This is a genomic window from Streptomyces sp. NPDC059874 (assembly GCF_042731135.1).
Lineage (GTDB): Bacteria > Actinomycetota > Actinomycetes > Streptomycetales > Streptomycetaceae > Streptomyces.
Genome location: NZ_JBHWJY010000036.1, coordinates 1,645 through 26,871 on the forward strand (window position 1 = coordinate 1,645; position 25,227 = coordinate 26,871).

Genomic DNA, 25,227 nt, shown 5'->3' on the forward strand with positions numbered 1-25,227 from the left:
GGGGTTGCTTTTTTTTTTTTTATCTCCCCTGTGGGGGGGCCGCCCCGGCGCCCCGCCGGCGGGGGTGGGGGGGTTCACCCCCCGCGGGCGGCCGCGCCCCGCCCCCCGGGGGCGGGCCCCCGGGCCGCCACCCCGTGCCCTGCCCGGCACCAGACCCCGCGCCGCCCCCGGGCGGCAGCCCCCGGCTCACCGTTCACGCCCCTGGCGGAGCGACCCGCGCCGCAGACGAACCCAAGGAACAGCCATGACCGCACCCCGTACCCTGCACCTCAACGCCTTCCTGATGAACGCCGGGCACCACGACGCCGCCTGGCGCCACCCCGACAGCAGTCCCGAACGCGCCACCGACCTGCGGTACTTCCAGGAGCTCGCCCGTACCGCCGAGCGCGGCAGGCTCGACTCGATCTTCTTCGCCGACGGGGTCGCCCTCTGGGGCAAGGCCCGCTACAACGCCCTCGGCGGCTTCGAGCCGATCACCCTGCTCTCCGCGATCGCCGCCGTCACCGAGCACATCGGTCTCATCGCGACCGTCTCCACCACCTTCAACGAGCCCTACAACCTGGCCCGGAAGTTCGCCTCCCTCGACCACATCAGCGGCGGCCGGGCCGGCTGGAACATCGTCACCTCCGGCAGCGTCGACGAGGCCCGCAACTTCAACCGCGACGAGCACCTGGAGCACGCCCGCCGCTACGAGCGCGCCCGCGAGTTCCTCGACGTCGCCACCAAGCTCTGGGACAGCTGGGAGGACGACGCGATCGTCCTCGACAAGGAGCGCGGCATCTACGCCGACACCGACAAGCTCCACCCCGCCGCCCACCGCGGCGAGCACTTCGGCGTCGCCGGACCGCTCAACGTGCCGCGCTCCCCGCAGGGGTACCCGCTCCTCGTGCAGGCCGGCTCCTCCGAGGACGGCAAGGAGTTCGCCGCCCAGTACGCCGAGGCCGTGTTCACCGCCCAGCAGACCCTCGCCGACGGCCAGACCTTCTACAAGGACCTCAAGTCCAGGCTCGCCCGCCACGGCCGGGCCGAGAGCGACCTGCTCGTCCTGCCCGGCATCGCCCCCGTCATCGGGTCCACCGAGGCCGAGGCGAAGGCCCTCGAACAGCGGCTCACCGACCTCCAGATCCCGGAGTACGGCCTCGCCCAGCTCTCCGGCATGCTGAACGTGGACCTCACCGGCCTGCCCCTCGACGGCCCGCTGCCCGACCTCCCCGAGGAGCGGGACGTCAACGGCAACAAGAGCCGCTTCACCCTCGTCGCCGAACTCGCCCGCCGCGACGGGCTCACCCTGCGCGAGCTGATCGCCCGCCTCGGCGCCGGCCGCGGCCACCGCACCTTCGCCGGCACCCCCGAGCAGATCGCCGACCAGCTCGAGGAGTGGTTCACGCAGGGAGCGGCCGACGGCTTCAACATCATGGCCCCCATCCTGCCGACCGGCCTGACCGATTTCGTCGACCACGTCGTGCCGATCCTCCAGCGCCGCGGCCTCTTCCGCACCGAGTACACCGGCCGCACCCTCCGGGAGAACTACGGCCTGCCGCGCCCGGCCAACCGCTACACGAGGGAGCCGGCGTGAGCGACCACCTGGCCGACGTCCTCGTCGTCGGCGGCGGACCGGCCGCCACCTGGGCCGCCCTCAAGGCGGCCCAGGCCGGGGCCTCGGTCGTCCTCGCCGACAAGGGCTACTGCGGTACGAGCGGCTCCACGGCCGCCGGCGGCACCGGCGTCTGGTACGTCCCGCCCCAGCCCGCCGCCCGCGAAGCGGCCATGGCGAGCCGCGAGGGCCTCGGCGGGTACCTCGCCGACCGCCGCTGGATGACCCGGGTCCTCGACGAGACCTACGACCGGATCAACGAGCTGGCCACCGACGGCCGTTACCCGTTCCCCACCGGTCCGGACGGGCAGCCGCTGCGCAACGGTCTCCAGGGGCCCGAGTACATGCGGCGGATGCGCATCCGGGTCCGCCGCGCCGGGGTCCGCGTCCTGGACCACAGCCCGGTCACCGAGCTCCTCACCGACGCGGACGGAGCCGTCGCCGGCGCCGCCGGATACCGCCGTCAGGCCCGCGAGCACTACCGGGTCCGGGCCGGCGCCGTGGTACTCGCCACCGGCGGCTGCGCCTTCCTCAGCGGGGCGCTCGGCACCAACACCAACACCGGCGACGGGGCCCTCTTCGCCGCCGAGGCCGGGGCCGAACTCTCCGGCATGGAGTTCTCCAACGCCTACGGCATCGCCCCCGAGGGCACCTCCGTCACCAAGACCGCCTTCTACACCTTCGCCACCTTCTACCAAGAGGACGGCAGCGTGCTGGAGGGCGCCGCCAGCCAGGGCGGCCGCTCGGCCATCGCCCGCGAACTGCTCACCGGGGCGAAGGTGTACGCGCGCCTCGACCGGGCGGACGCCACCGCCCAAACGGCGATGCGACGGGCACAGCCCAACTTCTTCCTCACCTTCGACCGGCTCGGGATCGACCCCTTCACCGAGCGCTTCGCCATCACCCTGCTCGCCGAGGGCACGGTCCGCGGCACCGGCGGCATCCGCATCACCGGCGACGACTGCGCCACCGGCGTGCCCGGCCTGTACGCCGCCGGGGACGCGGCCACCCGCGAGGAGATCTGCGGGGGCTTCACCGGAGGCGGCAGCCACAACGCCGCCTGGGCCATCTCCTCCGGCAGCTGGGCCGGCCGGGGAGCCGCCCGACACGCCCTCTCCCTCGGATCGGGGCGGGCCGCACACCGCACCGTGACCGGAGCCGGCGGAGCGGGCTTGCGCCCGACGGGGGCTCCCGACCCCGCCGGGGGACACCGCGCGGCCGTGGAACTCGTACAGGCGCACGTGCTCCCGTACGACAAGAACTACCTGCGCCGCGGCGAGGTGCTGGGCGACTCCCTGCGCACCCTCGACAGGGCCTGGGACGAACTGCGCGGCTCCCTGCACGGGGAGGGCGCGGACCTGGTCAAGGTCCGGCAGGCGGCGGCGATGACGGCGCACGCGCGGTGGATGTACGCGGCCGCGCTCGCCCGGCCCGAGACGCGGGGCATGGCCAAGAGGCTCGACCACCCGGAACAGGACCCGAGACTGCACCACCGGATCACGGTGGGCGGGTTGGACCGGGTCTGGACGCGGGCGGAGGCGGCGGCGTGATCGAACTGGTCTCGGCGGAGCGCTGCATCGCCTGCGACAAGTGCGTCGAGGTGTGTCCGACGGACGTCTTCGAGCGGGGGCCCGAGGGGATCCCGCTGCTCGCCCGGCAGGAGGACTGCCAGACCTGCTTCCTGTGCGAGGCCAACTGCCCGGTGGACGCGCTGTTCGTGTCCCCGCTGACCCGGCCGGCGCCCGACGACCTGGCCGTACGGGACGAGGAGGGGCTGGTCGGCCGGGGGCTGCTGGGCAGCTACCGGCGCGAGATCGGCTGGGGCGAGGGGCGTACGCCCGGGGCGCTGCGCGCGGTCGGGCCGCCACTGGGACCGGCGGCGCAGCCCATCACCTCCTGAGCACCCGGGGGGCGGGTCCGCTGCGGACCCGCCCCCACACACGTGGATTCAGACCGTCAGGACGATCTTGCCGCGGGTGCGGCCCGCGGCGCTCAGCTCCCAGGCCTTGGCGGCCTCGGCGAGCGGGAGCGCGTGCTCCACGTTGACCGTGAGCTTGCCGGCGTCGGCCAGCTCGGCCAGGAAGGTCAGGTCGGCGGTGTCGGGGCGCACCCACAGCTGGTGCGCCCCCTTGGCGGCGGCCTCGTAGTCGGCGATGGAGACCACCCGCTCGCGCTCCTTGACCAGCGACTGGAGGATCTCGACGGCGCCGTCCCCGTAGAAGTCCAGCCCCGCGTCGATGCCTTCGGGGGCCAGCTCGCGGATCCGGTCCGCCACTCCCTCCCCGTACAGCACGGGCTCGGCGCCGAGCGAGCGCAGGTAGTCGTGGTTGTGCGCGCCCGCCGTGCCGATGACCCGCAGGCCGAGCGCGACGGCGATCTGCACGCCGAAGGAGCCGGTGCCGCCCGCCGCGGAGTGGATGACGACGGTCTCGCCGGCCTTGAGGCCGACGCGGGTGAGGGACTGGTAGGCGGTCAGGCCGGCCAGCGGGATGCCGGCGGCCTGCTCGAAGGTCAGCTCGCGGGGCTTGCGCGCGAGGGTGCGGACCGGGGCGCTGACCAGTTCGGCGTAGGTGCCGAGCTCCACCCACTCCTTGCGGACATAGCCGTACACCTCGTCGCCGACGGCGTAGTCGAAGGTGTCCGGGCCGATCGCCTCGACGACTCCGGCGACGTCCCAGCCGGGTATGACGGGGTAGCGGACTTCGAGGATCGGGTCGAGGTATCCGGCGGCGAGCTTCCAGTCCACCGGGTTGACGCCGGCCGCCTTGACGCGGATCAGCACCTCGCCCGGTCCGACCTTCGGCTGCGGCACGTCAACGAGCGTAAGGGCGTCGGGAGTTCCGTATGCGGTGTACGTGATGGCTTTCATGATCGACCCCAACAGGGCGGCCCGGGAGGCTATTCCTCAGGCCGGCAGCGTGTTGCGGTGCGAGCGTCGCCGGGCCGCGCTGAAGAGCGCCTGGATCTGCGCGCCCGACTGGTCGACGTGGTCGAGCGGGGAGGGGAAGGGCAGTCGGACGTCGCGGTGGCCGCGGCGTTCCTCCAGCCGCAGGGTGATCCCGTACCGGTCCATGGCCACCGGCAGCGCGCGCACGACCGTGGCGCCGGCCTGCGGCCGGACCAGGCGCAACAGGAGGGTGACGAGGTCGGGGTGGTCGCTCTGGAGGTGGGTGAGCATGCCGGCCTCGAACGTGGCGAGCGGGTCGGGGGCGGCCGCGTCCAGTTCTTCGAGGCCGATGTACGAGGTTCCGCGCTCGGTCCGCAGGACGGCCCGGCCGAATTCCACGCACGTGGAGTCGGCCGACTCGTCGGAGTAGGGGGTGAGCAGTCGGCCCAGCAGGGTGACGCGGGCGCGCACCCGGTCGCGTACGGGGGTGGGGGCGACGTCGGTGAACTCCAGCCGGATCGCGGGCCGGTGCCGGTGGTGGCCGCCGGGCTCGGCCGGGTGCAGGTGGAGGCGGCCCATCGGGTCGGTGCCGTCGAGGTGGCGGACCTCGCTGTGCAGCCCGTCGGTGACCACCGTCATGGAGTGGGCGGCGGCCAGGACGGACCGGACCAGCTCGGCGTCGCTGGGGGCGGAACGGGCACCGGGCATGCGCATCGGCTCTCTCCATCGTCCGAGGAAGTTAGGTATGCCTAACCTAACCTATGCGTCCTTCTTCGAGTAGTCGGGGTGGCTCGTGTCGGTGTTGGGCTGAACGGGTGAAACACGAGAGGATGGGGGGATGCACAAGAAGCGCACGGCCGAGGCGGCCCGGTGAGCAGGTACGACGTCACCGACGAACAGTGGGAGGGGCTCGCGCAGGTGGTCCCCCTGCGCAGTCGCAACGAATGGCCCTCGCGGGTGGACCACCGCACGATCCCCACGGCGCCCGGGGCGTCGACGGCGGAGCAGCGGCGCTTCGTGGTGATCCGGGTTCAGATCTTCGCGGACGCGCGGGAGGTGGCGGAGTACCTGATCGCGCAGATCCCGGTGCTGCTGGACCTCACCGGGGCGGACAGCGAAGTGGCCAAGCGGATCCTGGACTTCAGCAGTGGCGTGGTCTTCGGGCTGGGCAGCGGAATGCACCGGGTGGACCGGAACGTCTTCCTGCTGGCGCCCGTCGGGACCGAGGTCGAGGGGATCGCGGCCGCGGCCGTCCCCCGATCGTAGGAAGGTCCGCGCGAGGTAACGGTTCGCCGGGTCCAAGGGGTACCCGGCGGCCCGTACCGTCCGCCGCATGGACGCCACCTCGCCCGCGACGACGACCCGCCCCGCCCCGGGCGCCGCGTTGGCGGACGCCCCCTCGCACCCGACCGAAGCGCGGTCCGCAGCCCCACGGAGCACACCGGCCGCGGTCGGGCGGCCCGGCCCCGACGGCGCCGCCGAACCGCCTCAGCGGCATCCCCGGGCCGTCATCACCGAAGTGCGGCTCTCCGCCTTCGGGGCGCACCGGGCGGCCGTGTTCCCGATCGCGCCCGTCACCCTCTTCGCCGGGCCCAGCGGCAGTGGGAAGTCCCAGGTCCTGGCCGCCTACGGGGCGCTGGCCGCGCTGGGTTCCGGCGCCGCGCTGGAGGAGGCCTTCCCCGACGCCCGGGCCCGCATCCCCGACCGGGCCGTCCCCGACGCGCAGCGCCGCCGCGGTTTCCGTCTGGGCTGCACGGTCGACGGCCCCGCCGGGCCGGTCCGGCTCGACCTCGCCGTGCAGGCCGAGCCCACGCTGCGGATCGTCGGCGAACGGCTCTCGCAGGGCGGGCAGATCCTGCTCGCCACCGCCCTGCGCGACCCCGGCCGCCGCTCGGTGCAGGCCGCCTGGTTGACCGGCGGCTCCGTCGGGGTGACCAGGGCCCCGCTGCCCGACAACCGCCTCGGCACCGCCCTGCTCCCGCTGCGGGTCGCCGGATCCACCGCCGGGCAGCGGCAGGTGCTGGCCGCGGCCGAGCAGGTGGTGGTCGCGCTGCGCTCGGTGTTCCCCTGCGACCCCCGACCCGAGGCAATGCGCGCCCCCGTCCCGGCCGGAGCGGGCCGCCTGCTGCCGGACTGCGCCAACCTGGCCGACGTACTGCGCCGGACCCGCCACGAGTGCGGCACCCGCCACACGCTGCTGACCGAGGCGGCCCGTACCGGCTGCGCGGGCACCGTCGCGGGGCTGGACGTACGGTTCCCCGCCGGCACCGGCCCCGGCGCCCCCGTCACCGCGGTACTGGAACGCGGCCCCGGCCGGCCCGCCACCGAACTGGCCCGACTCGGCGCCGGCGAACTCCGCTTCCTCGCGCTGGCACTCGTCCTGCTGACCGGACCGGGCGTACTGGCCGTGGATCCCGCCGCCGAACTGCCCTCCGCGCGGCAGGTGCTGACGGTCCTGGCCGACGACGTCGACCGCGGCCTCGACCGCGGGCAGAGCGCCGAACTGCTGCGCCTGGCCCTGCTCTCCTGCGGCCGCGGCCACATCCGGCTGGCGGCGGCGGTCGGGGAGGCGACGGCCGACACCGCCCGCCGCCTGCCGGGCGTCGCGGTGGTAGACCTGACCGCATGAACGAGACGCAGGGGCCCGCCGAGCGGCGGCCCGAGGAACGGCTGGCCCTCCTGCAGCGCCGGCTCGCGGACTTCGCGGCCGCGCGCGGCTGGGAGCCGTACCACACGCCCAAGAACCTGGCGGTGGCGCTCAGCGTGGAGGCGGCCGAACTGGTCGAGATCTTCCAGTGGCTGACACCGGAACAGTCCGCGAAGGTCATGGAGAAACCGGAATCCGCCCACCGCGTGGCCGATGAGGTGGCCGACGTGCTCGCGTACCTGCTGCAGTTCTGTGAGGTCCTGGGGGTGGATGTGCTGGATGCGCTCGCCGCGAAGATCGAGAGGAACGAGCTCCGCTTCCCCGTGGCGGGCCCTCAGACACCGAATCGTCACTCTTCGGAGTGATGGACTCATCCACAATCACGTTTGTGTCCACATTTTCCGAATACCCCTGGCTTTACTGGCCGGTTGCCCTCACTCTGGGTAGTGGCGAGAACGGCGGGATGTCGTGCGGACGGGGGACGGCATATGGATGCGGTACGGCTCATCGCGGCCGGCCGGCACGCGCTGGCACAGAGCGGGGCTGCGTGGGACATCGTGGGCGAGGCCTGGCAGGCCCAGGCGCTCGCGCAGGGCATAGGAGGCTATCTGTCGGTCACCGGGCCGCAGGAGCTGAGATCGGAGGCACGGGGGCTGGGGGAAGCGGGAAGCAGAGGGTGTGGGGTGCTCGACCGGGCGGCCCTGCGCGGAGAGGGTAGAGCGCCCGAACGTCCGCCGCGGGCAGCGCAGTTGAGCAAGGTGTCGGATGTGCGGCAGGCGCTGCTCGGACTTCAGGCGCTGCTCGGCGAAGTGGGCATAGCCCTGGTCGGGGTGGCCTGCGGTACGGATGACGAGACCCTGTACTGGCAGTGCATAGAGTCGATCGACGCGGCCGACGAGTCGAGCGACCGGGTACGGGCGCTGCTGCGGCGCATGACGGTCCGCGAGCGGGGATCCGCCTCGGGAGTGGCCTGACGGGACGCCCGGCCGGCATCTGACAGGGTGTCCGGCCGGCGGGGCGACGGGACCGGGAGGCGGTCGCCCGGGCGCTGACCCGGGCCGGAGCATGAGGGGAAGCCTGGCCGGGAGGCCTTGTTGGCACGGGTCCCGCCGCGCACGACGGGACCCGCACGGTCAGTACGACCGGTGGGACGGGCGCTCGCTCTCGGAGCCGGCGGCCGGCGCGCGCTCCGTGGAGGACTGAAGGTCGGCGTCGAGCTGTGAGAGGTCGGCGTTCAGCGCCGCCATCAGCTCTTCCATCTGCTGGAGCAGGCCCTTCGGCGCGCCGCCCTGGGCGGGTACCGCGGACTCCTGGCGTACATGGTCGTGTGCTGCCTGTCCGGTCTGTCCGGTCTGGCCGGCGTGTCGATGGGGCTCCGGCACGGACTCGTGGGACATGGCGGCCTCCTCGGCCCTGGCCCTTCCGAGGCGGAAGGGTGCGGTGGACGCACCGGCGAAAGGGCCGCCGGCGCGCGGGCCGGGCGGTCCGGCTCCGTCCGAGAAACGATCCCCGTCCGGGCTGGTCACTGGCGGGGCCGGGGGTGGACACATCCGGTTGACGAAGATTCACCCGGCCGGGGTGGGCGGGGGCAGGATGGGGGTATGGATCTCCGCATTTTCACCGAGCCCCAGCAGGGCGCGAGCTACGACACCCTCCTGACCGTCGCCAAGGCCACCGAGGACCTGGGCTTTGATGCGTTCTTCCGCTCCGACCACTATCTGAAGATGGGCTCGGCCGACGGCCTGCCCGGACCCACCGACGCGTGGATCACCCTCGCGGGCCTGGCCCGCGAGACCAAGCGGATCCGGCTGGGCACGCTGATGACGGCCGGTACCTTCCGGCTGCCCGGCGTGCTCGCCATCCAGGTGGCCCAGGTCGACCAGATGTCCGGCGGCCGGGTCGAACTGGGCCTGGGTGCGGGCTGGTTCGAGGAGGAGCACAAGGCGTACGGAATCCCCTTCCCGGCGGAGCGCATGTCCCGCCTCGAAGAGCAGCTGGCCATCGTCACCGGCCTGTGGGCCACCGAGGTCGGCGCCACCTTCGACTACGCGGGCAGCCACTACCAGGTGGAGAACTCGCCCGCCCTGCCGAAGCCGGCCCAGGCCAAGGTGCCCGTCCTCGTCGGCGGCCACGGGGCCAAGCGCACCCCGCGGCTCGCCGCGCGCTACGCGGACGAGTTCAACATGCCCTTCGCCTCGACCGCGGACAGCGAGCGCCAGTTCGGCCGGGTCCGCGCCGCCGCCGAGGAGGCCGGGCGCAAGCCCGACGACCTCGTCTACTCCAACGCCCTGGTGGTGTGCGTGGGCAAGGACGACGCCGAGGTCGCCCGCCGGGCCGCCGCCATCGGCCGTGACGTGGAGGAACTCAAGGCCAACGGCCTGGCCGGCTCCCCGGCCGAGGTCGTCGAGAAGATCGGCGCATACGAGGCCATCGGCTCCTCCCGCCTCTACCTCCAGCTGCTCGACCTCGACGACCTCGACCACCTGGAACTGATCTCCACGCGCGTCCTTTCCCAGCTCGGTTAGGGAGGAGCGACTTCCGTGCCACGCGCGTCCGGCCCGCTCACCGAGGCCCTCGCCCGCAGGACCGTGCTCCTGGACGGCGGGCTGAGCAACCAGCTCACCGCCCAGGGCTGCGACCTGTCCGGCGGCCTGTGGACGGGCCGGGTGCTCGACGAGCGGCCGGACCAGGTGCGGGCCGCCCACACCGCGTACGCACGGGCCGGGGCCGAGGTGCTGATCACCTCCGGCTACCAGATCGGCCCCGGCCACCCCCGGGCGGCAGCCCTGCTGCGCCGCAGCGTCGACCTCGCCGCCCGCGCCGCAGAGGCCGCCGAGCAGGAGGTGTGGGTGGCCGCCTCGGTGGGCCCGTACGGGGCGGTGCTCGCGGACGGCTCCGAGTACCGCGGCCGGTACGGGCTGAGCGTGCGCGAGCTCGTCGCCTTCCACCAGCCCCGCATCGAGGCACTGCTCGATGCGGGCCCGGACGTCCTCGCCCTGGAGACCATCCCCGACCCGGACGAGGCCGAGGCCCTGCTGACGGTCCTCGCCCGGACGGGAGCCCCGGCCTGGCTCAGCTACACGGTCGCCGGCGGCCGCACCCGCTCCGGCGCCCCGCTCCCCGAGGCCTTCGCCCTCGCGGCACGGTCCCCGCAGGTCATCGCCCTCGGCGTCAACTGCTGCGACCCGGCGGACGTCCTGCCCGCACTCGAAGCCGCAGCCGCCACCACGGCCAAACCGCTGCTGGCCTACCCCAACGACGGCTCGGTCTGGGAAGCCGCCACCGGCACCTGGCACGCGCCCGCCGGCGAGGCGCCCTGGCCGACGGCCGCCTGGCGCCGTGCCGGAGCCCGCCTCATCGGCGGCTGCTGCCGCATCGGCCCGGATCGCATCGCGGAGTTGGGCGCCGACGTCCGCGGCTAGCGGCGCCGGTGCTTGTCCCCGCAGTCGCTGCCCCGACCGGGCTCGTGCTGGTGGAAGCCGTGCCAGGCGGCGGACGGCGCGTGGCCTTCGGAGACTGCGACCCGGCCATCGGCGCGATGCCCGGGTCTCCGCCTGGCCCCGCTGACCCCGCTGACCCCGGCTGACCCCCTAACGTTCGCAGGCGATGCCGTCGCCGTCTTTGTCGAGGTGCCGGCCATAGCCCGGGTCGCCGCGGCGGATGGGGGCTTTGCCGGCGGCCTTCACCGCACTGCAGTTGCTGTAGGAGACGCTGCCTCCGCCGCCGCTGCCCGAGTCGTCGTCCGCCGTCGGCTTGGGCGTGGGGGTGGGCGTGGGGGTGGGGGTGGGCTTGGGCGTGGACTTCGGGCGCTGGGAGGTGCCCTTCTCGGCCGGGCACGTCGTACCGGCCGCGACGAGGTGGACGCTCGCCGAGACCGACTTCGACGCGAGCGGAGCGCCCGCCGCGGGCTCCTGGAAGCACACGACCCACTTCGTGTGGTCGGTCGGCAGCTTCACGTCCGAGTACACGCTGAGGGCGGTCAACTCGGTGTCGAGCAGGGCCTCCACGGTCTTCTCGGCGTCGGCGAAGGGACTGCCCACCACCGAGGGCATCACGGGGGCGGGGGTCGGTGACGGCGCCGAGGACTTGGGCGTGGCCGTCGCCGTGACGGCCGTCGGGGACTTGGCGTCGTCGCCCGTCTTCTTCGACGAATCCGGGGACAGGACGAGCACCAGGAACCAGAGGCCCGACAGGACCGTCGCGATGATCTTCTTCTTCTGGTCCCACCGGCTCACCCAGGCCAGCGCGATACCCGCCGGGGGAAGCAGGATGAGGGAGGTGATGATCAGCGCCGGGTGCTGCCACCAGCGTCTTACGGGCTGGGGGGCGTAGGAGTGGTACTGCTGCGGGTACACAGGGCTCCAGGATCTGCGACGGGGCGAACGATCTTCAAACCCGAGCAGAATGTCAAAATGTGTCAGCTCCTGCACACGAAATGCACAAATTCCTCACCTGCGGTCTTCCCGTGGAAAACGCTTTGGCCGGGCCGGGAGCGCCGACCCATACTCGGACGTGTGTTCCTGACGATCTCCACCACCGGCTCCCCTGAACGACCCGCGACCGACCTGGGCTACCTGCTGCACAAGCATCCCGAGAAGACGCAGGCGTTCTCCACCTCCCACGGCACCGCCCACGTGTTCTACCCCGAGGCCACGGCCGAGCGGTGCACGGCGGCCCTGCTGCTGGAGGTGGATCCCGTCGCTCTCGTGCGGCGCGGTCAGGGCAAGGGTCGGGGCGGGGCGCCCGATGCCGCGCTCGCGCAGTACGTCAACGACCGGCCGTACGCCGCCTCCTCGTTGCTCGCCGTCGCGCTCAGCGGGGTGTTCCGCAGTGCGCTGAAGGGTCAGTGCGTCGCACGGCCGGAGCTGCCCGAGGAGCAGCGGGCGCTGCGCGTCGAGATTCCCGCGCTGCCCGCACGCGGCGGGGCGGAGCTCGTGCACCGGCTGTTCGACCCGCTGGGCTGGGACATCGTGGACGTGGAGCCCGTACCGCTCGACGAGCGGTTCCCCGAGTGGGGGGACTCCCGGTACGTGCGGCTGGTGCTCGAAGGTGAGCTCCGGCTCGCCGATGCGCTGCGGCAGCTGTACGTGCTGCTGCCCGTGCTCGACGACGCCAAGCACTACTGGATCGCACCCGACGAGGTCGACAAGCTGCTGCGCGCCGGCGACGGCTGGCTCGCCACCCACCCCGAGAACGGGCTGATCAGCTCTCGCTACCTGGCCCGCCACAAGCGGCTGACCCAGGACGCCCTGGAGCGGCTGGAGTTGGTCCGTCTCGCGGAGGCCGACGGCAGCGAGGTCGAGGAGCTCGACAACGCCGTCGACGAGACGCGTGACACCGAAGAGCGGCCCGTGCCGCTCGCGGTGCAGCGGCGCGAGGCGATCCTCGCCGCCCTGCGGGCCGCGGGCGCCGCCCGCGTCCTCGACCTCGGGTGCGGACAGGGGCAGTTGGTGCAGGCCCTCCTCAAGGAGGTGTCGTTCACCGAGATCGTCGGCATGGACGTGTCCATGCGGGCCCTGAACCTGGCGGCCAAGCGGCTGCGCCTGGAGCGGATGGGGGAGCGGCAGAGCTCCCGCGTACGGCTCCTGCAGGGCTCGCTCGCCTACACCGACAAGCGGCTGGCCGGCTACGACGCGGCGGTGCTCAGCGAGGTCATCGAGCACCTGGACGTGGAGCGGCTGCCCGCCCTGGAGTACGCGGTGTTCGGTTCGGCCCGCCCCCGCACCGTGCTCGTGACCACGCCGAACGTGGAGTACAACGTCCGCTGGGAGACCCTGCCCGCCGGGCACGTCCGCCACGGAGACCACCGCTTCGAGTGGACCCGCGAGGAGTTCCGCGCCTGGGCGGACGGCGTCGCGAACCGGCACGGCTACGACGTCGCGTACGTCCCCGTCGGCGACGACGACCCCGAGGTCGGGCCGCCGACCCAGATGGCCGTCTTCACCCAGACCGACACCACCGCCGCCGACACCACCGACACCACCGACACCCCGAAGGAGGGCGAGGCAGCATGACCACCCAGAACCACCGCGTACTTCCCGTCACCGATCTGTCCCTCGTCGTCCTGATCGGGGCCACCGGATCGGGCAAGTCCACCTTCGCCCGCAAGCACTTCAAGCCGACCGAGGTCATCTCCTCCGACTACTGCCGCGGCCTGGTCTCCGACGACGAGAACGACCAGAGCGTCAGCCGGGACGCCTTCGAGGTCCTGCACTTCATCGCGGGCAAGAGGCTGGCCGCGGGCCGGCTCACCGTCGTCGACGCGACCAGCGTCCAGGCCGACGCCCGCCGCGGCCTGGTCCAGCTCGCCCGCGAGCACGACGTACTGCCCATCGCCATCGTGCTCGACATGCCCGAAGAGGTCTGCGCCGAGCGCAACGCCGGCCGCCCCGACCGGGCCGGACTGCCCCGTGCCGTCATCCAGCGCCACCGTCGCGACCTGCGGCGTTCCCTGCGCGGGCTGGAGCGCGAGGGATTCCGCAAGGTGCACGTGCTGCGCTCCGTCGAGGAGGCCGAGAGCGCCGAGGTGGTCCTGGAGAAGCGCTTCAACGACCTCACCCACCTCGCTGGCCCCTTCGACATCGTCGGTGACATCCACGGCTGCTCCTCCGAGCTGGAGACCCTCCTCGCCAAGCTCGGCTACGAGGACGGGGTCCACCCCGACGGCCGCACCGCCGTCTTCGTCGGCGACCTCGTCGACCGCGGCCCCGACAGCCCGGGCGTCCTGCGCCGCGTCATGGGCATGGTGAAGTCCGGCAACGCCCTGTGCGTGCCGGGGAACCACGAGAACAAGCTCGGCCGTTACCTCAAGGGCTCCAAGGTCCAGCGGACCCACGGCCTCGCCGAGACCATCGAGCAGCTGGAGCGCGAGCCGGAGGAGTTCGTCAGGGAGGTGCGGGAGTTCATCCGCGGCCTCGTCAGCCACTACGTGCTCGACGGCGGCAAGCTGGTGGTCTGCCACGCCGGCCTGCCCGAGAAGTACCACGGCCGTACCTCCGGCCGGGTCCGCTCGCACGCCCTGTACGGGGACACCACCGGCGAGACCGACGAGTTCGGCCTGCCCGTGCGCTACCCGTGGGCCGAGGACTACCGGGGCAAGGCCGTCGTGGTCTACGGCCACACCCCGGTCCCGAACACCGCATGGATCAACAACACCATCTGCCTGGACACCGGAGCCGTCTTCGGCGGGAAGATGACCGCCCTGCGCTGGCCCGAGCGCGAACTGGTCGACGTACCGGCCGAGAAGGTCTGGTACGAGCCCACGCGCCCGCTCGCCGCCGAGGCACCCGGCGGGCACGACGGGCGTCCGCTCGACCTGGCCGATGTCCACGGGCGCCGGGTCGTGGAGACCCGCCACCTGGGCAACGTCAACGTGCGCGAGGAGAACGCGGCCGCGGCCCTGGAGGTCATGAGCCGCTTCGCGGTCGACCCGCGGCTGGTCCCGTACCTGCCGCCGACCATGGCTCCGACCGAGACCTCGCGGGAGGACGGCTACCTGGAGCACCCGGCCGAGGCCTTCGCCCAGTACCGCAAGGACGGCATCGCCCAGGTCGTGTGCGAGGAGAAGCACATGGGCTCCCGCGCCACCGTCCTGGTCTGCAAGGACGCCGACGCGGCCCGCGAGCGCTTCGGGGTGGACGGCCCCACCGGCTCCGTCTACACCCGCACCGGGCGGCCGTTCTTCAAGGATCCCGAGGTCACCGAGGAGGTCCTGACCCGGCTCCGGTCGGCGGTCACCGACGCCGGCCTCTGGGAGGAACTCGGCACGGACTGGCTGCTGATCGACGGGGAACTGCTGCCCTGGTCGCTGAAGTCCACCGGTCTGCTGCGCAACCAGTACGCCGCCGTGGGCGCGGCCTCCGGCGCCGTGTTCCCGGGCGCGCTCGCCGCCCTGGAGACGGCCGCCGCCCGGGGCATCGACACCGGCGAGCTGCTGGAGCGCCAGCGCGGCCGGGCCGCCGACGCGGCCGCCTTCACCGAGGCGTACCGGCGCTACTGCTGGACCACCGACGGGCTGGACGGCGTGCGCTTCGCACCGTTCCAGCTGCTGGCGGCGGCCGGGCGTTCGCTGGCCGCGGTACCCCACGACGAGCAGCTGTTCTGGCTGGACCGACTGGTCGCCGCCGACGAGGCGGCGGGCACCGGACTGTTGCGCCGCACCGGCCGGATCCTCGTGGACACCGCGGACGAGGACTCCGTACGGGCCGGCACCGACTGGTGGCTGGCACTGACGGCCGCCGGCGGCGAGGGCATGGTCGTCAAGCCGCTCCAGGCGTACGCCCGGGACGGCAAGGGCCGGTTGGTCCAGCCCGGGGTCAAGGTGCGCGGGCGCGAGTACCTGCGGATCATCTACGGCCCGGAGTACACGCGTCCGGACCACCTGGAGCGGCTGCGTCAGCGCTTCCTCGGGCACAAGCGCTCGCTCGCGCTGCGCGAGTACGCGCTCGGGCTGGAGGGGCTGGACCGGCTGGCCGCGGAGGAGCCGCTGTGGCGGGTCCACGAGGCCGTGTTCGCGGTGCTCGCCCTGGAATCGGAGCCGGTCGACCCCCGACTCTGACGTCGAGAGACCCATGCCGACAGCCGCCCGGGCGTCAAGCCGCGACACCCGGGCGGCCGCTCTTTAGGTCGTATGGGGGAACTTTCGTCGAGAACGCCGGGAAACCACCGGGCGGGATCGTTCATCCAGGGCAGCGGAATGTCCGCGACCCTGGAAGGACGGAACGTCACCTATGAAGATGACCGCGCGCGGAAGCATTGCGGCGCTCATGACCTGTATGGCCGCGGCCGGCGCGGCCACCCCGGCCGTGGCCGACTCGGTGCCGGTGGGTGTCCCCCTGGACGCCGTGAAGACCACGCTGGGCGTGGACACCCCGCGCGTGGCCACCGGGGTGCCGGTGCCGGTCGTCGGTGCGCCGGACACGCCGGTCCACCACACCGGGGACATGCTTCCGACCCCACTGCTCCCGACGATCCCGCTCAACACCAGCCTCGGCCGGACCCTCGTCTCCACGCCGGTGCCGAACCTGCTGGGCGACCCCGCGACCGACGGCGAGGGCTCCCTGACGTCGCCGGACACGACCATGCGCGCCCACACCCCCGGTGCGGTCCTCGGCTCTCCGCTGACGATGCCGAACGCCGCCAACTACGGTCTGCCGGACGTCACGCTCCCCAAGCTGGGTGTGATCGCCCCGGAGCTCGTCGGCACTCCGACGGCGCTTCTCGGCCTCACCACACCCCGCTGAGCCGACGCCAGGTCAAAAAGCCGCCCGGTCTGGGAACGTGTACGGCATGGGATTCCATGTCGACTCCGAGACCGGGCGGCTCCGCCGCGTCATCCTCCACCGGCCCGACCTGGAGCTGAAGCGGCTCACACCGAGCAACAAGGACGCACTCCTCTTCGACGACGTCCTGTGGGTGCGCCGGGCCCGACAGGAGCACGACGGCTTCGCGGACGTGCTGCGCGACCGGGGCGTGGAGGTCCACCTCTTCGGTGACCTGCTGTGCGAGGCGCTGGCCATCCCGGAGGCGAGACATCTCGTACTGGACCGGGTCTTCGACGAGAAGGAGTACGGGCCGCTCGCCACCGATCACCTCCGGTCGGTCTTCGACGGGCTGCCCTCTGCGGAACTGGCGGAGGCGCTGGTCGGCGGGATGACCAAGCGCGAGTACCTGGAGCGGCACGCCGAACCGGTGTCGGTACGGTTCCACGCCCTGGAGCTGGACGGCTTCCTGCTGGGGCCGCTGCCCAACCACCTCTTCACCCGGGACACCTCGGCCTGGATCTACGACGGGGTGTCCATCAACGCGATGCGCTGGCCGGCCCGGCAGCGCGAGACCGTGCACTTCGAGGCGATCTACAAGCACCACCCGCTGTTCACCTCCTCCGGGGCCTTCCACTACTGGTCTCAGGGGCAGGTGGACTACCCGTCGACGATCGAGGGGGGCGACGTGCTCGTCATCGGCAACGGCGCGGTGCTGATCGGGATGAGCGAGCGGACCACCCCGCAGGCGGTGGAGATGTTGGCGCGGGGCCTGTTCGCCGCGGGCTCGGCGAGCAGCATCGTGGCCCTCGACATGCCGAAGCGGCGGGCCTTCATGCACCTGGACACGGTGATGACGATGGTCGACGGAGATACGTTCACTCAGTACGCCGGGCTCGGCATGCTCCGCTCCTACACGATCGAGCCGGGCGACGGGCCGGGCGAGCTGAAGGTGACCGACCATCCGCCGGAGCACATGCACCGGGCGATCGCGGCGGCGCTCGGCCTGGACTCGATCCGGGTGCTGACCGCGACCCAGGACGTGCACTCGGCGGAGCGCGAGCAGTGGGACGACGGGTGCAACGTACTCGCCGTGGAGCCGGGGGTGGTGGTCGCGTACGAGCGGAACGTGACGACCAACACCCACCTGCGCAAGGAGGGCATCGAGGTCATCGAGATCCCGGGCAGCGAGCTGGGGCGGGGCCGCGGCGGGCCCCGCTGCATGAGCTGCCCGGTCGAACGCGACGCCGTGGCCTAGGCCGGGCCCGGTGCGGGAGGGCGGGGTGCCGCGGGCTGTCGGCGCCGGGGCGTCCGGGGGCGTTGCGGGGCCGGCCGCGGCGATGCGGGGATGGTCGGGGTGTGCATGTATATCAATGCGGTATCTCGTATAGACTTCCATCATCCCCTGTTACCGTGACGCTGGAGCGACCCCATGGCCACCGACCTCACAGGCCGCAGTTTCCTCAAGGAGCTCGACTTCACCGCCGCCGAGTTCCGCGGCCTGATCGAGCTCGCCGCAGACCTGAAGGCGGCCAAGAAGGCCGGGATCGAGCAGCGCCATCTCCAGGGCAGGAACATCGCCCTGATCTTCGAGAAGACCTCGACGCGCACCCGCTGCGCCTTCGAGGTCGCCGCCGCCGACCAGGGTGCCCACACCACCTACCTCGACCCCTCCGGCTCGCAGATGGGCCACAAGGAGTCGGTCAAGGACACCGCCCGGGTGCTCGGCCGGATGTTCGACGGGATCGAGTACCGGGGTGACAGCCAGGAGACCGTCGAGGAGCTCGCCGCCTTCGCCGGCGTGCCCGTCTTCAACGGCCTGACCGACGACTGGCACCCCACCCAGATGCTGGCCGACGTCCTCACCATGACCGAGCACAGCGCCAAGCCGCTGGAGCGGATCTCCTTCGCCTACCTCGGCGACGCCCGCTTCAACATGGGCAACTCGTACCTGGTGACCGGCGCGCTGCTGGGCATGGACGTACGGATCGTCGCGCCCCGGGCCTACTGGCCGGCCGAGCCGGTCGTGGCCGCGGCGCGCGGGCTCGCGGCGGAGAGCGGTGCGCGGATCACCCTGACCGAGGAGATCGCGGAGGGGGTGGCCCAGGCCGACTTCGTCGTGACCGACATCTGGGTGTCGATGGGCGAGCCCAAGGAGGTCTGGGACGAGCGGATCGCGGCCCTGTCCCCATACGCCGTCACGATGGACGTGCTGCGGGCCACCGGCAACCCGGACGTGAAGTTCATGCACTGCCTGCCGGCCTTCCACGACCTCGGCACCAAGGTGGCCCGGGAGATCCACGAGAGCCACGGGCTGGAATCGCTCGAAGTGACGGACGAGGTCTTCGAGTCGGAGCACTCCGTCGTCTTCGACGAGGCCGAGAACCGGCTGCACACCATCAAGGCCGTGCTCGTCGCCACGCTCGCCAAGCCGGCCGCGAAGTCTGGCGCATAGTCATGCGCGCGCGGGGAGTGTGAACCACACCGCCTTGCCGTGCGCGGTGGGGCGGTGCCCGCAGGCGGAACTGAGGGCGCGGATCAGCAGCAGGCCGCGGCCGTGTTCCTGCCAGGGGTCGGGGTGCGCGTCGTCCGGACGTGCCGTCAGGTCGCCGGGCGGCTGCGGATCGCCGTCGTGGACCTCGACCTGGCAGCCGTTCGCCAGGAGTTCCACGACCAGTTCGATCGGGGCGCCGCTGTCGGTGTGTTCGACCGCGTTGGCGACCAGTTCCGCCGTCAGCAGCTCCGCCGTGTCGCTGTCGGCGGGGGTGTCGATCTCGGCCAGCGCGGTACGGACGAGGGCGCGGGCCATGGGTACGGCGGCCGCCGTGTGGGGCAGGGCGATCCGCCAGGCGGAGGCGTCGGGCAAGGCAGGACCGTCCGTTCCGTGGTGGTGGGGGCAGGACCCGTATCGGGAAATCCTGGATTCAACGATACGAAGGCGAAATACCGCCCTGTAGGGCACCCCGACGGAAGCGCAAGGGACCATGGTCGGGAAGAGGTCTGGACCATTGGCGGGTGTGGCGTCCGGTGGCGTCCGGTCGGGCGAAGGTGTCGCGTTTCTATGACGGCAGTCAGGATGCGGTGATACCGTCGATGGTGTGAGCCCCTTCACCGGTTCCACAGCAGCGACCGAACGGTGGCACCACCTCCGCCTCACCCGGCAGGACGGCGTCGCCACCGTCACCTTCGACCGCCCCGAGAAGCTGAACGCGCTCACCTTCGGCGCCTACGCCGACCTGCGCGATCTGCTCGCCGAGCTGTCCCGCGACCGTTCCGTACGGGCCCTCGTGCTCGGCGGCGAGGGCCGCGGCTTCTGCTCCGGCGGAGACGTGGACGAGATCATCGGCGCCACCCTCGCCATGGACACCGCCCAGCTCCTCGACTTCAACCGGATGACCGGTCAGGTCGTGCGCGCCATCCGCGAATGCCCCTTCCCGGTGATCGCCGCCGTGCACGGCGTGGCCGCCGGGGCCGGAGCCGTCCTCGCGCTCGCCGCCGACTTCCGCATCGCCGACCCCACCGCCCGCTTCGCCTTCCTCTTCACCCGAGTCGGCCTCTCCGGCGGGGACATGGGCGCCGCCTACCTGCTGCCCCGGGTCGTCGGCCTCGGCCACGCCACCCGGCTGCTGATGCTCGGAGAGCCCGTACGCGCGGCCGAGGCCGAGCGGATCGGCCTGCTCAGCGAGCTCACCGAGGAGGGCAAGTCACTCGTCCGGGCCACCGAGCTCGCCGCGCACCTGGCTGCCGGGCCCGTGCTCGCGTACGCGCAGACCAAGGCGCTGCTCACCGCCGAGCTCGACATGCCGCTGGCCGCGTCCGTCGAGCTGGACGCCGCCACCCAGGCCCTGCTGATGAACGGCCAGGACTACCGCGAGTTCCACGCCGCCTTCACCGGGAAGCGGCCGCCGGAGTGGAAGGGCAGGTAGTCGGATGTCCGCGCGCCGAACGTCCGCCGGCCGCACGTCCACGGGCACGATGCACGCCGACGCCATGCGGGTGGCCGTCGTCGGCGGGGGACCGGGCGGCCTGTACGCGGCCGCGCTGCTGGCCCGGCAGGGCCACACCGTCGAGGTCTGGGAGCGGGGCGCCCCCGACGACACCTTCGGCTTCGGCGTGGTGCTCTCCGACGAGACCCTCGGCGGCATCGAGCGCGCCGACACCGTGGTCCACGCCGCCCTCGGCGCGGAGTTCGTGCGCTGGGACGACGTGGACGTCGTGCACCGGGGCCGGCTGCTGACCTCCGGCGGCCACGGCTTCGCCGCCATCGGCCGGCGCCGGCTGCTGGAGATCCTGCACGAGCGCTGCGCGGGCCTCGGCGTCCGGCTCAGGTTCCGCTCGGCGGCCCCCGACACGCGGGCGCTCTCCGCCTCGTACGACCTGGTGGTCGCGGCGGACGGAGTGCACAGCACCGTCCGCGAGTCCGGGGCCGCGCACTACCGACCGACCGTGACTCCCGGGCGCTGCCGCTACATCTGGCTCGCCGCCGACTTCGCCTTCGAGGCCTTCCGCTTCGAGATCGCCGAGACCGAGCACGGCGTCATGCAACTGCACGCCTACCCGTACGCGGCGGACTCCTCCACGGTGATCGTCGAGATGCGCGAAGAGGTGTGGCGGGCGGCCGGCTTCGACCTGTGCGACGAGACCGAGTCCGCCGCCCGCTGCGCCAAGACCTTCAGCGAGGCCCTGCACGGGCGGCCGCTGCGCGGGAACCGCTCCGCGTGGACGCAGTTCCGTACCGTCGTCAACGAGCGCTGGTCGCACGGCAACGTGGTCCTGCTGGGCGACGCGGCACACACCGCGCACTTCTCCATCGGCTCCGGCACCAAACTCGCCGTGGAAGACGCCCTCGCGCTCGCCGAAGCGGTGGGCGACGCGAAGGGCGACGTACCGGCCGCCCTCGCCGCCTACGAGGCCGAGCGGCGCCCCGCCGTCGCCAGCACCCAGCGCGCGGCCGCCGCAAGCATGCGCTGGTTCGAGGAGATCGAGGGGTACGTCGGCCAGCCCGCCCGGCAGTTCGCCTTCAACCTCCTCACCCGCAGCCGCCGGGTCACCCACGACAACCTGCGACTGCGCGACGAGCGGTTCACCCGGGCGGTGGAGCGGGACTTCGGCTGCCCGGACGAGGCCACCCCGCCGATGTTCACCCCGCTGCGGCTGCGGGGGCTGACCCTGCGCAACCGGGTCGTCGTCTCGCCGATGGACATGTACTCGGCCGAGGAGGGCGTGCCCGGGGACTTCCACCTCGTCCACCTCGGCGCGCGGGCCCTCGGCGGGGCGGGGTTGGTGATGACCGAGATGGTCTGCGTCAGCGAGGAGGGCCGGATCACCCCCGGCTGCGCCGGCCTCTACACGCAGCAGCAGGCCACCGCCTGGAAGCGCATCGCCGACTTCGTCCACACCTCCGCCCCCGGCACCGCCCTCGGTGTCCAGCTCGGGCACGCCGGCCGCAAGGGCTCGACCCGGGTGATGTGGGAGGGCATGGACGACCCCCTCCCGGAGGGCAACTGGCCGCTGGTCGCCGCCTCCGCGCTGCCCTACCGGCCGGGCGTCTCGGCCGTCCCGCGCGCCCTCGACGCGGACGACCTGGCCGCGCTGCGCTCCGAGTTCGCGGCCGCCGCCGTCCGCGCCGCCGACAGCGGGTTCGACCTGCTGGAGCTGCACTGCGCCCACGGCTACCTGCTCTCCGGGTTCCTCTCCCCGCTGACCAACCAACGCGACGACGCCTACGGCGGCCCGCTGGAGAACCGCCTCCGTTTCCCGCTGGAGGTCTTCGACGCGGTCCGCGCGGTCTGGCCCGAGGACCGCCCGATGACGGTCCGGCTCTCCGCCACCGACTGGGCACCCGGCGGCACCACACCCGAGGAGGCGGTACGGATCGCGGCCGCCTTCGCGGAACACGGCGCCGACGCCATCGACGTCTCCACCGGCCAGGTCGTCGCGGACGAGGCCCCCGAGTACGGGCGCTCGTACCAGACCCCGTACGCCGACCGGATCCGCAACGCCCTCGGCGTCCCCGTCATCGCCGTCGGCGCCATCTCCTCCTGGGACGACGTCAACTCCCTGCTCCTGGCGGGCCGCGCGGACCTCTGCGCCGTCGGCCGCCCCCACCTCTACGACCCGCACTGGACCCTGCACGCGGCCGCCGACCAGTCCTACGAGGGCCCGGCCGCGCCCTGGCCCGCTCCCTACCGCGCGGGCAGCCGGCCCCCGCCTACCGGCCGGGGCTGAGGCACTCGTGGCACAGGCAGGGTGTGGGGTGGTGCCAGTCGAGCCAACGCTCGCCGCGCAATTCCCTGGCGTGCTGCTCCATGAAGGGCGCCGCCCAGGCCGCGTCCGCTGCGGCCCCCTCGCCCCAGAACCCGGACCACTCGGCGGCTCTCAGTACGGCCGGGCTGCGGACGAACTTCGGGCGGAACGTGTGCAGATGGCGGGCGTGGACGTACCCGTGGACGTAGCGCCGCGAGTTCCGGGGCCGGCCGACGACCCTGCAGACGTCCCGGCCTTCCACCAGGTCGCAGACGTACAGCTTGGCGCCGCCCTTGAAGGTCTTCGTGCCCGGGCGCTGCCCCTGCCCGCCCTCGCCGCAGCGGCGCCACTCGACGACGTTCGCCACCAGCATCCAGAGCGGTTCGAGCGGCCCGTCCGGCTCGTCCGGCTCGTCCGGCGTACTCACTTCGGCACGACCTCCGCCCGGTCCTCGACCGGGGTGTAGCCCAGACGCAGGTAGACGCCGTTGCTGGTCGGGTTGGCCAGGTCCGTGAAGAGGAGCACCTCCGAGGCGCCGGACGCGTACGCCGCTTCGCTCACCGCGTGCGTGACCCCGGCCGCGTACCCGCGACGGCGGGCCTCGGGTGGGGTGTAGACCGGGCCGACGCGGGCGGCGGAGCCGACGGGGCGGTTGAAGGAGGCGAGCGAGACGGGCACCCCGGCGTCCTCCCAGAGCAGGATCCCGCCGTACGAGATCCGGTCGCGCAGTATCGCCTCGGAGGCCGGACCCGGCACACCCGCCTCCCGGTTGAAGGCCTCGATCCACTCCAGCAGCAGCGGCAGGTCCGCCTCGGTGGCGAGCCGGGCCCGCCCGGCCGGGGTGGGATCGGGGTCGACCAGCCCGGCCAGCCGGTACAGGCGGATCTCCTCGGCGTACCGGGTGGGCCGCCCCCAGGCCTCGGCCAGCGCCTCCGCGTCCGGACGGCGGGCGTTGATCCCGTGCAGCCCGGCGAGCAGCGGCTCGGTGGCCAGCGCGGCCCCCAGCGCCCGGACCGCCTCCTCGGGTACCGCGCTGAGCAGGAGCGGGAACGGCGGCGTGCACAGCAGGCCCCCGGTGACGGTGCCGTCGGCGTCGGTCCACCAGCCGAAGAAGGGCTCGTCGGACCCGAACGCGGAGGTCCCGCGCCGCTTCAGCCCGTCGGTCACGGTGAGCAGGACGGAATTGGCGACGGGCTCCGCGGCCACGGCCGGACCCGCCGCGGCCAGATAGGCCGCCAGGTCAGAGGTGAAGGTCCAAGTCATGGCACATCCTGGCGCGGGGCCCGACCCTCGTGCACCCGCTTTTCACGCGGGCAGCCACCCCGGCCACCACGGCGGCACGTTGTCCGGCCCGCACAGCCCCGAATCCCCCGGATACCCGTCCAGGGTGCCCTCGACGGCGAAGAACCAGATGACCAGCACCGCCAGCACGAGCACCACCGGCACCATCCGCAGCAGCGGGTGCCGGCGCGGCGTGAGCCTCGCGACCACCACGGCGCACACCGCGAAGCCCACCACCAGGACCGGGAGCAGGAAGGTCAGCTCGGCCACACCACCCGCTTCCCAGCCCGCGTCGCAGTAGGCGCGTGCGCGGGAGGAGAGAGCGATCGCCAGGCATCCGGCCGCGGCGCCCAGCAGCCCGGAAGCGATCACCGAGAGGACGCCGGGCCACGTGCGGGGCGGCTCCGGGGCCGGGGCAGGGGGCGGGTCCGTGGGCATGGGTTCGACTCTGACCCAGTGCGGGGGGTGTTCTCTTCCGGTCACGAGATCAGGTGACGCCCCGGCCGCGGCTACGGTTCCACGAACCCGGAGCCGACGTCCCGCAGCCGGTCGTGGAGTTCGGCGAAGACCGCCGCCGAGCGGTCGCCCGGCCAGTCCGCCGGCAGCAGCTCGCGGGGCAGGATCGGGTCGGCGTACGGGAGGCGGCGCCAGGTGTCCAGGGCGAGGAGGTAGCCGCGGTAGGCGGCCTCCGGCTCCGGGGGTGGACCCGACTGGAGGGCGCGCAGGGCCGGTTCGTGGAGGTCGAGGAACTCCTCGTGCTGTTTGGCCAGCGCAGCCAGGTCCCACCAGCGGGACACCGACTCGGCGGTCGGGGCGAAGCCGAGGTGGGCGCCGCGGAACAGCTCCACGTACGCCGTCAGGTGCAGCCGGTCCAAGGTGCGCCGGGTCTCCCCGTACAGGTGGGCCGGGGCGATCCACACGCCCGGCGAGACCGCGCCGAAGCCGAGCCGGGCGAGCCGGGAGCGCAGCAGGTGCCGTTTGGCGCGCTCCTGCTCGGGGACGGAGAAGACGGCCAGCAGCCACTCCTCGGACCGGCGCGGAGCCCCGTAGATCCGCCGGTCGCCGTCCTCCAGCAGTTCGCGGGCCTCCTCGGAGAGCCCGTACGCGGCCGAGCCGTCCGGCGCGCGCTCGGGCAGCAGGAAGCCGCGCCGCTTCAGCCGGGACACCGACGAGCGGACCGACGGGGCGTCCACGCCGGCCGCGCCCAGCAGGCGGATCAGCGCGGACACCGGGACCGGGCCGTCGAAGGCCCGCCCGTAGGCGCCGTAGAAGGTGACGATCAGAGATCGCGGAGTGTGCTGCTCGACCACGA

General features: G+C 72.9%; 25 protein-coding genes. 16 read left to right on the forward strand and 9 right to left on the reverse strand.

Going from position 1 to position 25,227, the window contains the following annotated elements; genetic code table 11:
* Positions 1–244: 244 nt before the first annotated feature.
* Genes ACFV9H_RS21270 through ACFV9H_RS21280 form a run of 3 tightly spaced genes read left to right on the forward strand, consistent with a single transcriptional unit; the run spans position 245 to position 3,494 of the window.
* Positions 245–1,576 (forward strand): LLM class flavin-dependent oxidoreductase, encoded by a 1,332-nt coding sequence (locus ACFV9H_RS21270; protein WP_385400414.1) that lies wholly within the window; start codon positions 245–247, stop codon positions 1,574–1,576.
* On the forward strand, positions 1,573–3,144 hold the full coding sequence (locus ACFV9H_RS21275; protein ID WP_385400416.1) for an FAD-dependent oxidoreductase: 1,572 nt from the start codon (positions 1,573–1,575) through the stop codon (positions 3,142–3,144). The genes ACFV9H_RS21270 and ACFV9H_RS21275 overlap by 4 nt, the downstream gene beginning before the upstream one ends.
* The gene (locus ACFV9H_RS21280; protein WP_385400418.1) at positions 3,141–3,494 is read left to right on the forward strand and encodes a 4Fe-4S binding protein; all 354 of its coding nucleotides are present in this window, start codon (positions 3,141–3,143) and stop codon (positions 3,492–3,494) included. The genes ACFV9H_RS21275 and ACFV9H_RS21280 overlap by 4 nt, the downstream gene beginning before the upstream one ends.
* 48 nt (positions 3,495–3,542) lie before the next feature.
* On the opposite strand, the gene ACFV9H_RS21285 is transcribed toward ACFV9H_RS21280, so the two are convergent.
* Entirely contained in the window at positions 3,543–4,463 is a 921-nt protein-coding gene (locus ACFV9H_RS21285) for an NADP-dependent oxidoreductase (RefSeq protein ID WP_385400420.1), read from the reverse strand.
* Between the two features lie 36 nt (positions 4,464–4,499).
* Complete coding sequence (locus tag ACFV9H_RS21290; protein ID WP_385400422.1) at positions 4,500–5,195, reverse strand: DUF2470 domain-containing protein; 696 nt, start codon at positions 5,193–5,195, stop codon at positions 4,500–4,502.
* 156 nt (positions 5,196–5,351) lie between these two features.
* On the opposite strand from ACFV9H_RS21290, the gene ACFV9H_RS21295 reads away from it, so the two are divergent.
* The 4 genes from ACFV9H_RS21295 (at position 5,352) to ACFV9H_RS21310 (ending at position 8,102) form a co-directional block, all read left to right on the forward strand.
* Positions 5,352–5,747 carry a cell division protein SepF gene (locus tag ACFV9H_RS21295; protein ID WP_150259984.1) on the forward strand — a complete coding sequence of 132 codons (396 nt, stop codon included), beginning with the start codon at positions 5,352–5,354 and terminating at the stop codon, positions 5,745–5,747.
* Between the two features lie 67 nt (positions 5,748–5,814).
* Positions 5,815–7,110: an ATP-binding protein gene (locus ACFV9H_RS21300; protein WP_385400425.1), complete on the forward strand. Its 1,296-nt coding sequence runs from the start codon at positions 5,815–5,817 to the stop codon at positions 7,108–7,110.
* Positions 7,107–7,493 carry a nucleotide pyrophosphohydrolase gene (locus ACFV9H_RS21305; protein WP_385400427.1) on the forward strand — a complete coding sequence of 129 codons (387 nt, stop codon included), beginning with the start codon at positions 7,107–7,109 and terminating at the stop codon, positions 7,491–7,493. The genes ACFV9H_RS21300 and ACFV9H_RS21305 overlap by 4 nt, the downstream gene beginning before the upstream one ends.
* Positions 7,494–7,616: 123 nt before the next feature.
* The gene (locus ACFV9H_RS21310) at positions 7,617–8,102 is read left to right on the forward strand and encodes a DUF6099 family protein (RefSeq protein WP_385400429.1); all 486 of its coding nucleotides are present in this window, start codon (positions 7,617–7,619) and stop codon (positions 8,100–8,102) included.
* Between the two features lie 159 nt (positions 8,103–8,261).
* Here ACFV9H_RS21310 and ACFV9H_RS21315 read toward each other — a convergent pair whose 3' ends face one another.
* On the reverse strand, positions 8,262–8,525 hold the full coding sequence (locus ACFV9H_RS21315; protein ID WP_385400431.1) for a hypothetical protein: 264 nt from the start codon (positions 8,523–8,525) through the stop codon (positions 8,262–8,264).
* 204 nt (positions 8,526–8,729) lie between these two features.
* Between ACFV9H_RS21315 and ACFV9H_RS21320 the strand changes: the two genes are divergently transcribed.
* Positions 8,730–9,653 carry an LLM class F420-dependent oxidoreductase gene (locus ACFV9H_RS21320; protein WP_385400434.1) on the forward strand — a complete coding sequence of 308 codons (924 nt, stop codon included), beginning with the start codon at positions 8,730–8,732 and terminating at the stop codon, positions 9,651–9,653.
* A 15-nt stretch (positions 9,654–9,668) separates the two neighbouring features.
* Positions 9,669–10,550, forward strand: coding sequence for a homocysteine S-methyltransferase (gene mmuM / locus ACFV9H_RS21325; protein WP_385400436.1), 882 nt, complete (start codon positions 9,669–9,671; stop codon positions 10,548–10,550).
* Positions 10,551–10,718: 168 nt separating this feature from the next.
* Here the strand turns inward: mmuM and ACFV9H_RS21330 are convergent, their stop codons facing one another.
* Entirely contained in the window at positions 10,719–11,483 is a 765-nt protein-coding gene (locus ACFV9H_RS21330) for an excalibur calcium-binding domain-containing protein (protein ID WP_385400439.1), read from the reverse strand.
* 159 nt (positions 11,484–11,642) lie between these two features.
* Between ACFV9H_RS21330 and ACFV9H_RS21335 the strand changes: the two genes are divergently transcribed.
* The 5 genes from ACFV9H_RS21335 (at position 11,643) to argF (ending at position 18,843) form a co-directional block, all read left to right on the forward strand.
* Positions 11,643–13,142, forward strand: coding sequence for a 3' terminal RNA ribose 2'-O-methyltransferase Hen1 (locus ACFV9H_RS21335; protein ID WP_385400441.1), 1,500 nt, complete (start codon positions 11,643–11,645; stop codon positions 13,140–13,142).
* Positions 13,139–15,685 (forward strand): polynucleotide kinase-phosphatase, encoded by a 2,547-nt coding sequence (locus ACFV9H_RS21340; RefSeq protein ID WP_385400444.1) that lies wholly within the window; start codon positions 13,139–13,141, stop codon positions 15,683–15,685. The genes ACFV9H_RS21335 and ACFV9H_RS21340 overlap by 4 nt, the downstream gene beginning before the upstream one ends.
* A 178-nt stretch (positions 15,686–15,863) precedes the next feature.
* Positions 15,864–16,370 carry a hypothetical protein gene (locus ACFV9H_RS21345; protein ID WP_385400446.1) on the forward strand — a complete coding sequence of 169 codons (507 nt, stop codon included), beginning with the start codon at positions 15,864–15,866 and terminating at the stop codon, positions 16,368–16,370.
* A gap of 46 nt (positions 16,371–16,416) precedes the next feature.
* Complete coding sequence (locus ACFV9H_RS21350; protein ID WP_385400448.1) at positions 16,417–17,646, forward strand: arginine deiminase; 1,230 nt, start codon at positions 16,417–16,419, stop codon at positions 17,644–17,646.
* A 174-nt stretch (positions 17,647–17,820) separates the two neighbouring features.
* Positions 17,821–18,843: an ornithine carbamoyltransferase gene (gene argF / locus ACFV9H_RS21355; protein WP_385400451.1), complete on the forward strand. Its 1,023-nt coding sequence runs from the start codon at positions 17,821–17,823 to the stop codon at positions 18,841–18,843.
* Here argF and ACFV9H_RS21360 read toward each other — a convergent pair whose 3' ends face one another.
* Positions 18,844–19,254, reverse strand: a complete 411-nt coding sequence (locus ACFV9H_RS21360) for an ATP-binding protein (protein WP_385400454.1) — start codon at positions 19,252–19,254, stop codon at positions 18,844–18,846. It abuts the gene before it with no gap.
* Positions 19,255–19,486: 232 nt separating this feature from the next.
* Between ACFV9H_RS21360 and ACFV9H_RS21365 the strand changes: the two genes are divergently transcribed.
* Both ACFV9H_RS21365 and ACFV9H_RS21370 read left to right on the forward strand, forming a co-directional pair.
* The gene (locus tag ACFV9H_RS21365) at positions 19,487–20,314 is read left to right on the forward strand and encodes an enoyl-CoA hydratase family protein (protein WP_329378211.1); all 828 of its coding nucleotides are present in this window, start codon (positions 19,487–19,489) and stop codon (positions 20,312–20,314) included.
* 49 nt (positions 20,315–20,363) lie between these two features.
* Entirely contained in the window at positions 20,364–22,616 is a 2,253-nt protein-coding gene (locus ACFV9H_RS21370) for a bifunctional salicylyl-CoA 5-hydroxylase/oxidoreductase (RefSeq protein ID WP_385400561.1), read from the forward strand.
* On the opposite strand, the gene ACFV9H_RS21375 is transcribed toward ACFV9H_RS21370, so the two are convergent.
* From ACFV9H_RS21375 to ACFV9H_RS21390, 4 genes are all read right to left on the reverse strand, one after another.
* Entirely contained in the window at positions 22,600–23,061 is a 462-nt protein-coding gene (locus ACFV9H_RS21375; RefSeq protein ID WP_385400456.1) for a hypothetical protein, read from the reverse strand. The genes ACFV9H_RS21370 and ACFV9H_RS21375 overlap by 17 nt on opposite strands.
* A complete protein-coding gene (locus tag ACFV9H_RS21380; RefSeq protein ID WP_385400459.1) occupies positions 23,058–23,897 on the reverse strand; it encodes a GNAT family N-acetyltransferase in 840 nt (279 codons plus the stop codon). The genes ACFV9H_RS21375 and ACFV9H_RS21380 overlap by 4 nt, the downstream gene beginning before the upstream one ends.
* A 42-nt stretch (positions 23,898–23,939) precedes the next feature.
* The gene (locus ACFV9H_RS21385; RefSeq protein ID WP_385400461.1) at positions 23,940–24,353 is read right to left on the reverse strand and encodes a hypothetical protein; all 414 of its coding nucleotides are present in this window, start codon (positions 24,351–24,353) and stop codon (positions 23,940–23,942) included.
* Between the two features lie 71 nt (positions 24,354–24,424).
* On the reverse strand, positions 24,425–25,225 hold the full coding sequence (locus ACFV9H_RS21390) for a PaaX family transcriptional regulator C-terminal domain-containing protein (protein WP_385400463.1): 801 nt from the start codon (positions 25,223–25,225) through the stop codon (positions 24,425–24,427).
* Positions 25,226–25,227: the final 2 nt, after the last annotated feature.

Coding starts and splice junctions, on each gene's coding strand:
- ACFV9H_RS21270 (WP_385400414.1), top strand. CDS start 245: ATGACCGCACCCCGTACCCTGCACCTCAACGCCTTCCTGATGAACGCC.
- ACFV9H_RS21285 (WP_385400420.1), bottom strand. CDS start 4,463: ATGAAAGCCATCACGTACACCGCATACGGAACTCCCGACGCCCTTACG.
- ACFV9H_RS21290 (WP_385400422.1), bottom strand. CDS start 5,195: ATGCGCATGCCCGGTGCCCGTTCCGCCCCCAGCGACGCCGAGCTGGTC.
- ACFV9H_RS21300 (WP_385400425.1), top strand. CDS start 5,815: ATGGACGCCACCTCGCCCGCGACGACGACCCGCCCCGCCCCGGGCGCC.
- ACFV9H_RS21305 (WP_385400427.1), top strand. CDS start 7,107: ATGAACGAGACGCAGGGGCCCGCCGAGCGGCGGCCCGAGGAACGGCTG.
- ACFV9H_RS21310 (WP_385400429.1), top strand. CDS start 7,617: ATGGATGCGGTACGGCTCATCGCGGCCGGCCGGCACGCGCTGGCACAG.
- ACFV9H_RS21315 (WP_385400431.1), bottom strand. CDS start 8,525: ATGTCCCACGAGTCCGTGCCGGAGCCCCATCGACACGCCGGCCAGACC.
- ACFV9H_RS21320 (WP_385400434.1), top strand. CDS start 8,730: ATGGATCTCCGCATTTTCACCGAGCCCCAGCAGGGCGCGAGCTACGAC.
- ACFV9H_RS21340 (WP_385400444.1), top strand. CDS start 13,139: ATGACCACCCAGAACCACCGCGTACTTCCCGTCACCGATCTGTCCCTC.
- ACFV9H_RS21345 (WP_385400446.1), top strand. CDS start 15,864: ATGACCGCGCGCGGAAGCATTGCGGCGCTCATGACCTGTATGGCCGCG.
- ACFV9H_RS21350 (WP_385400448.1), top strand. CDS start 16,417: ATGGGATTCCATGTCGACTCCGAGACCGGGCGGCTCCGCCGCGTCATC.
- argF (WP_385400451.1), top strand. CDS start 17,821: ATGGCCACCGACCTCACAGGCCGCAGTTTCCTCAAGGAGCTCGACTTC.
- ACFV9H_RS21370 (WP_385400561.1), top strand. CDS start 20,364: ATGCACGCCGACGCCATGCGGGTGGCCGTCGTCGGCGGGGGACCGGGC.
- ACFV9H_RS21380 (WP_385400459.1), bottom strand. CDS start 23,897: ATGACTTGGACCTTCACCTCTGACCTGGCGGCCTATCTGGCCGCGGCG.
- ACFV9H_RS21385 (WP_385400461.1), bottom strand. CDS start 24,353: ATGCCCACGGACCCGCCCCCTGCCCCGGCCCCGGAGCCGCCCCGCACG.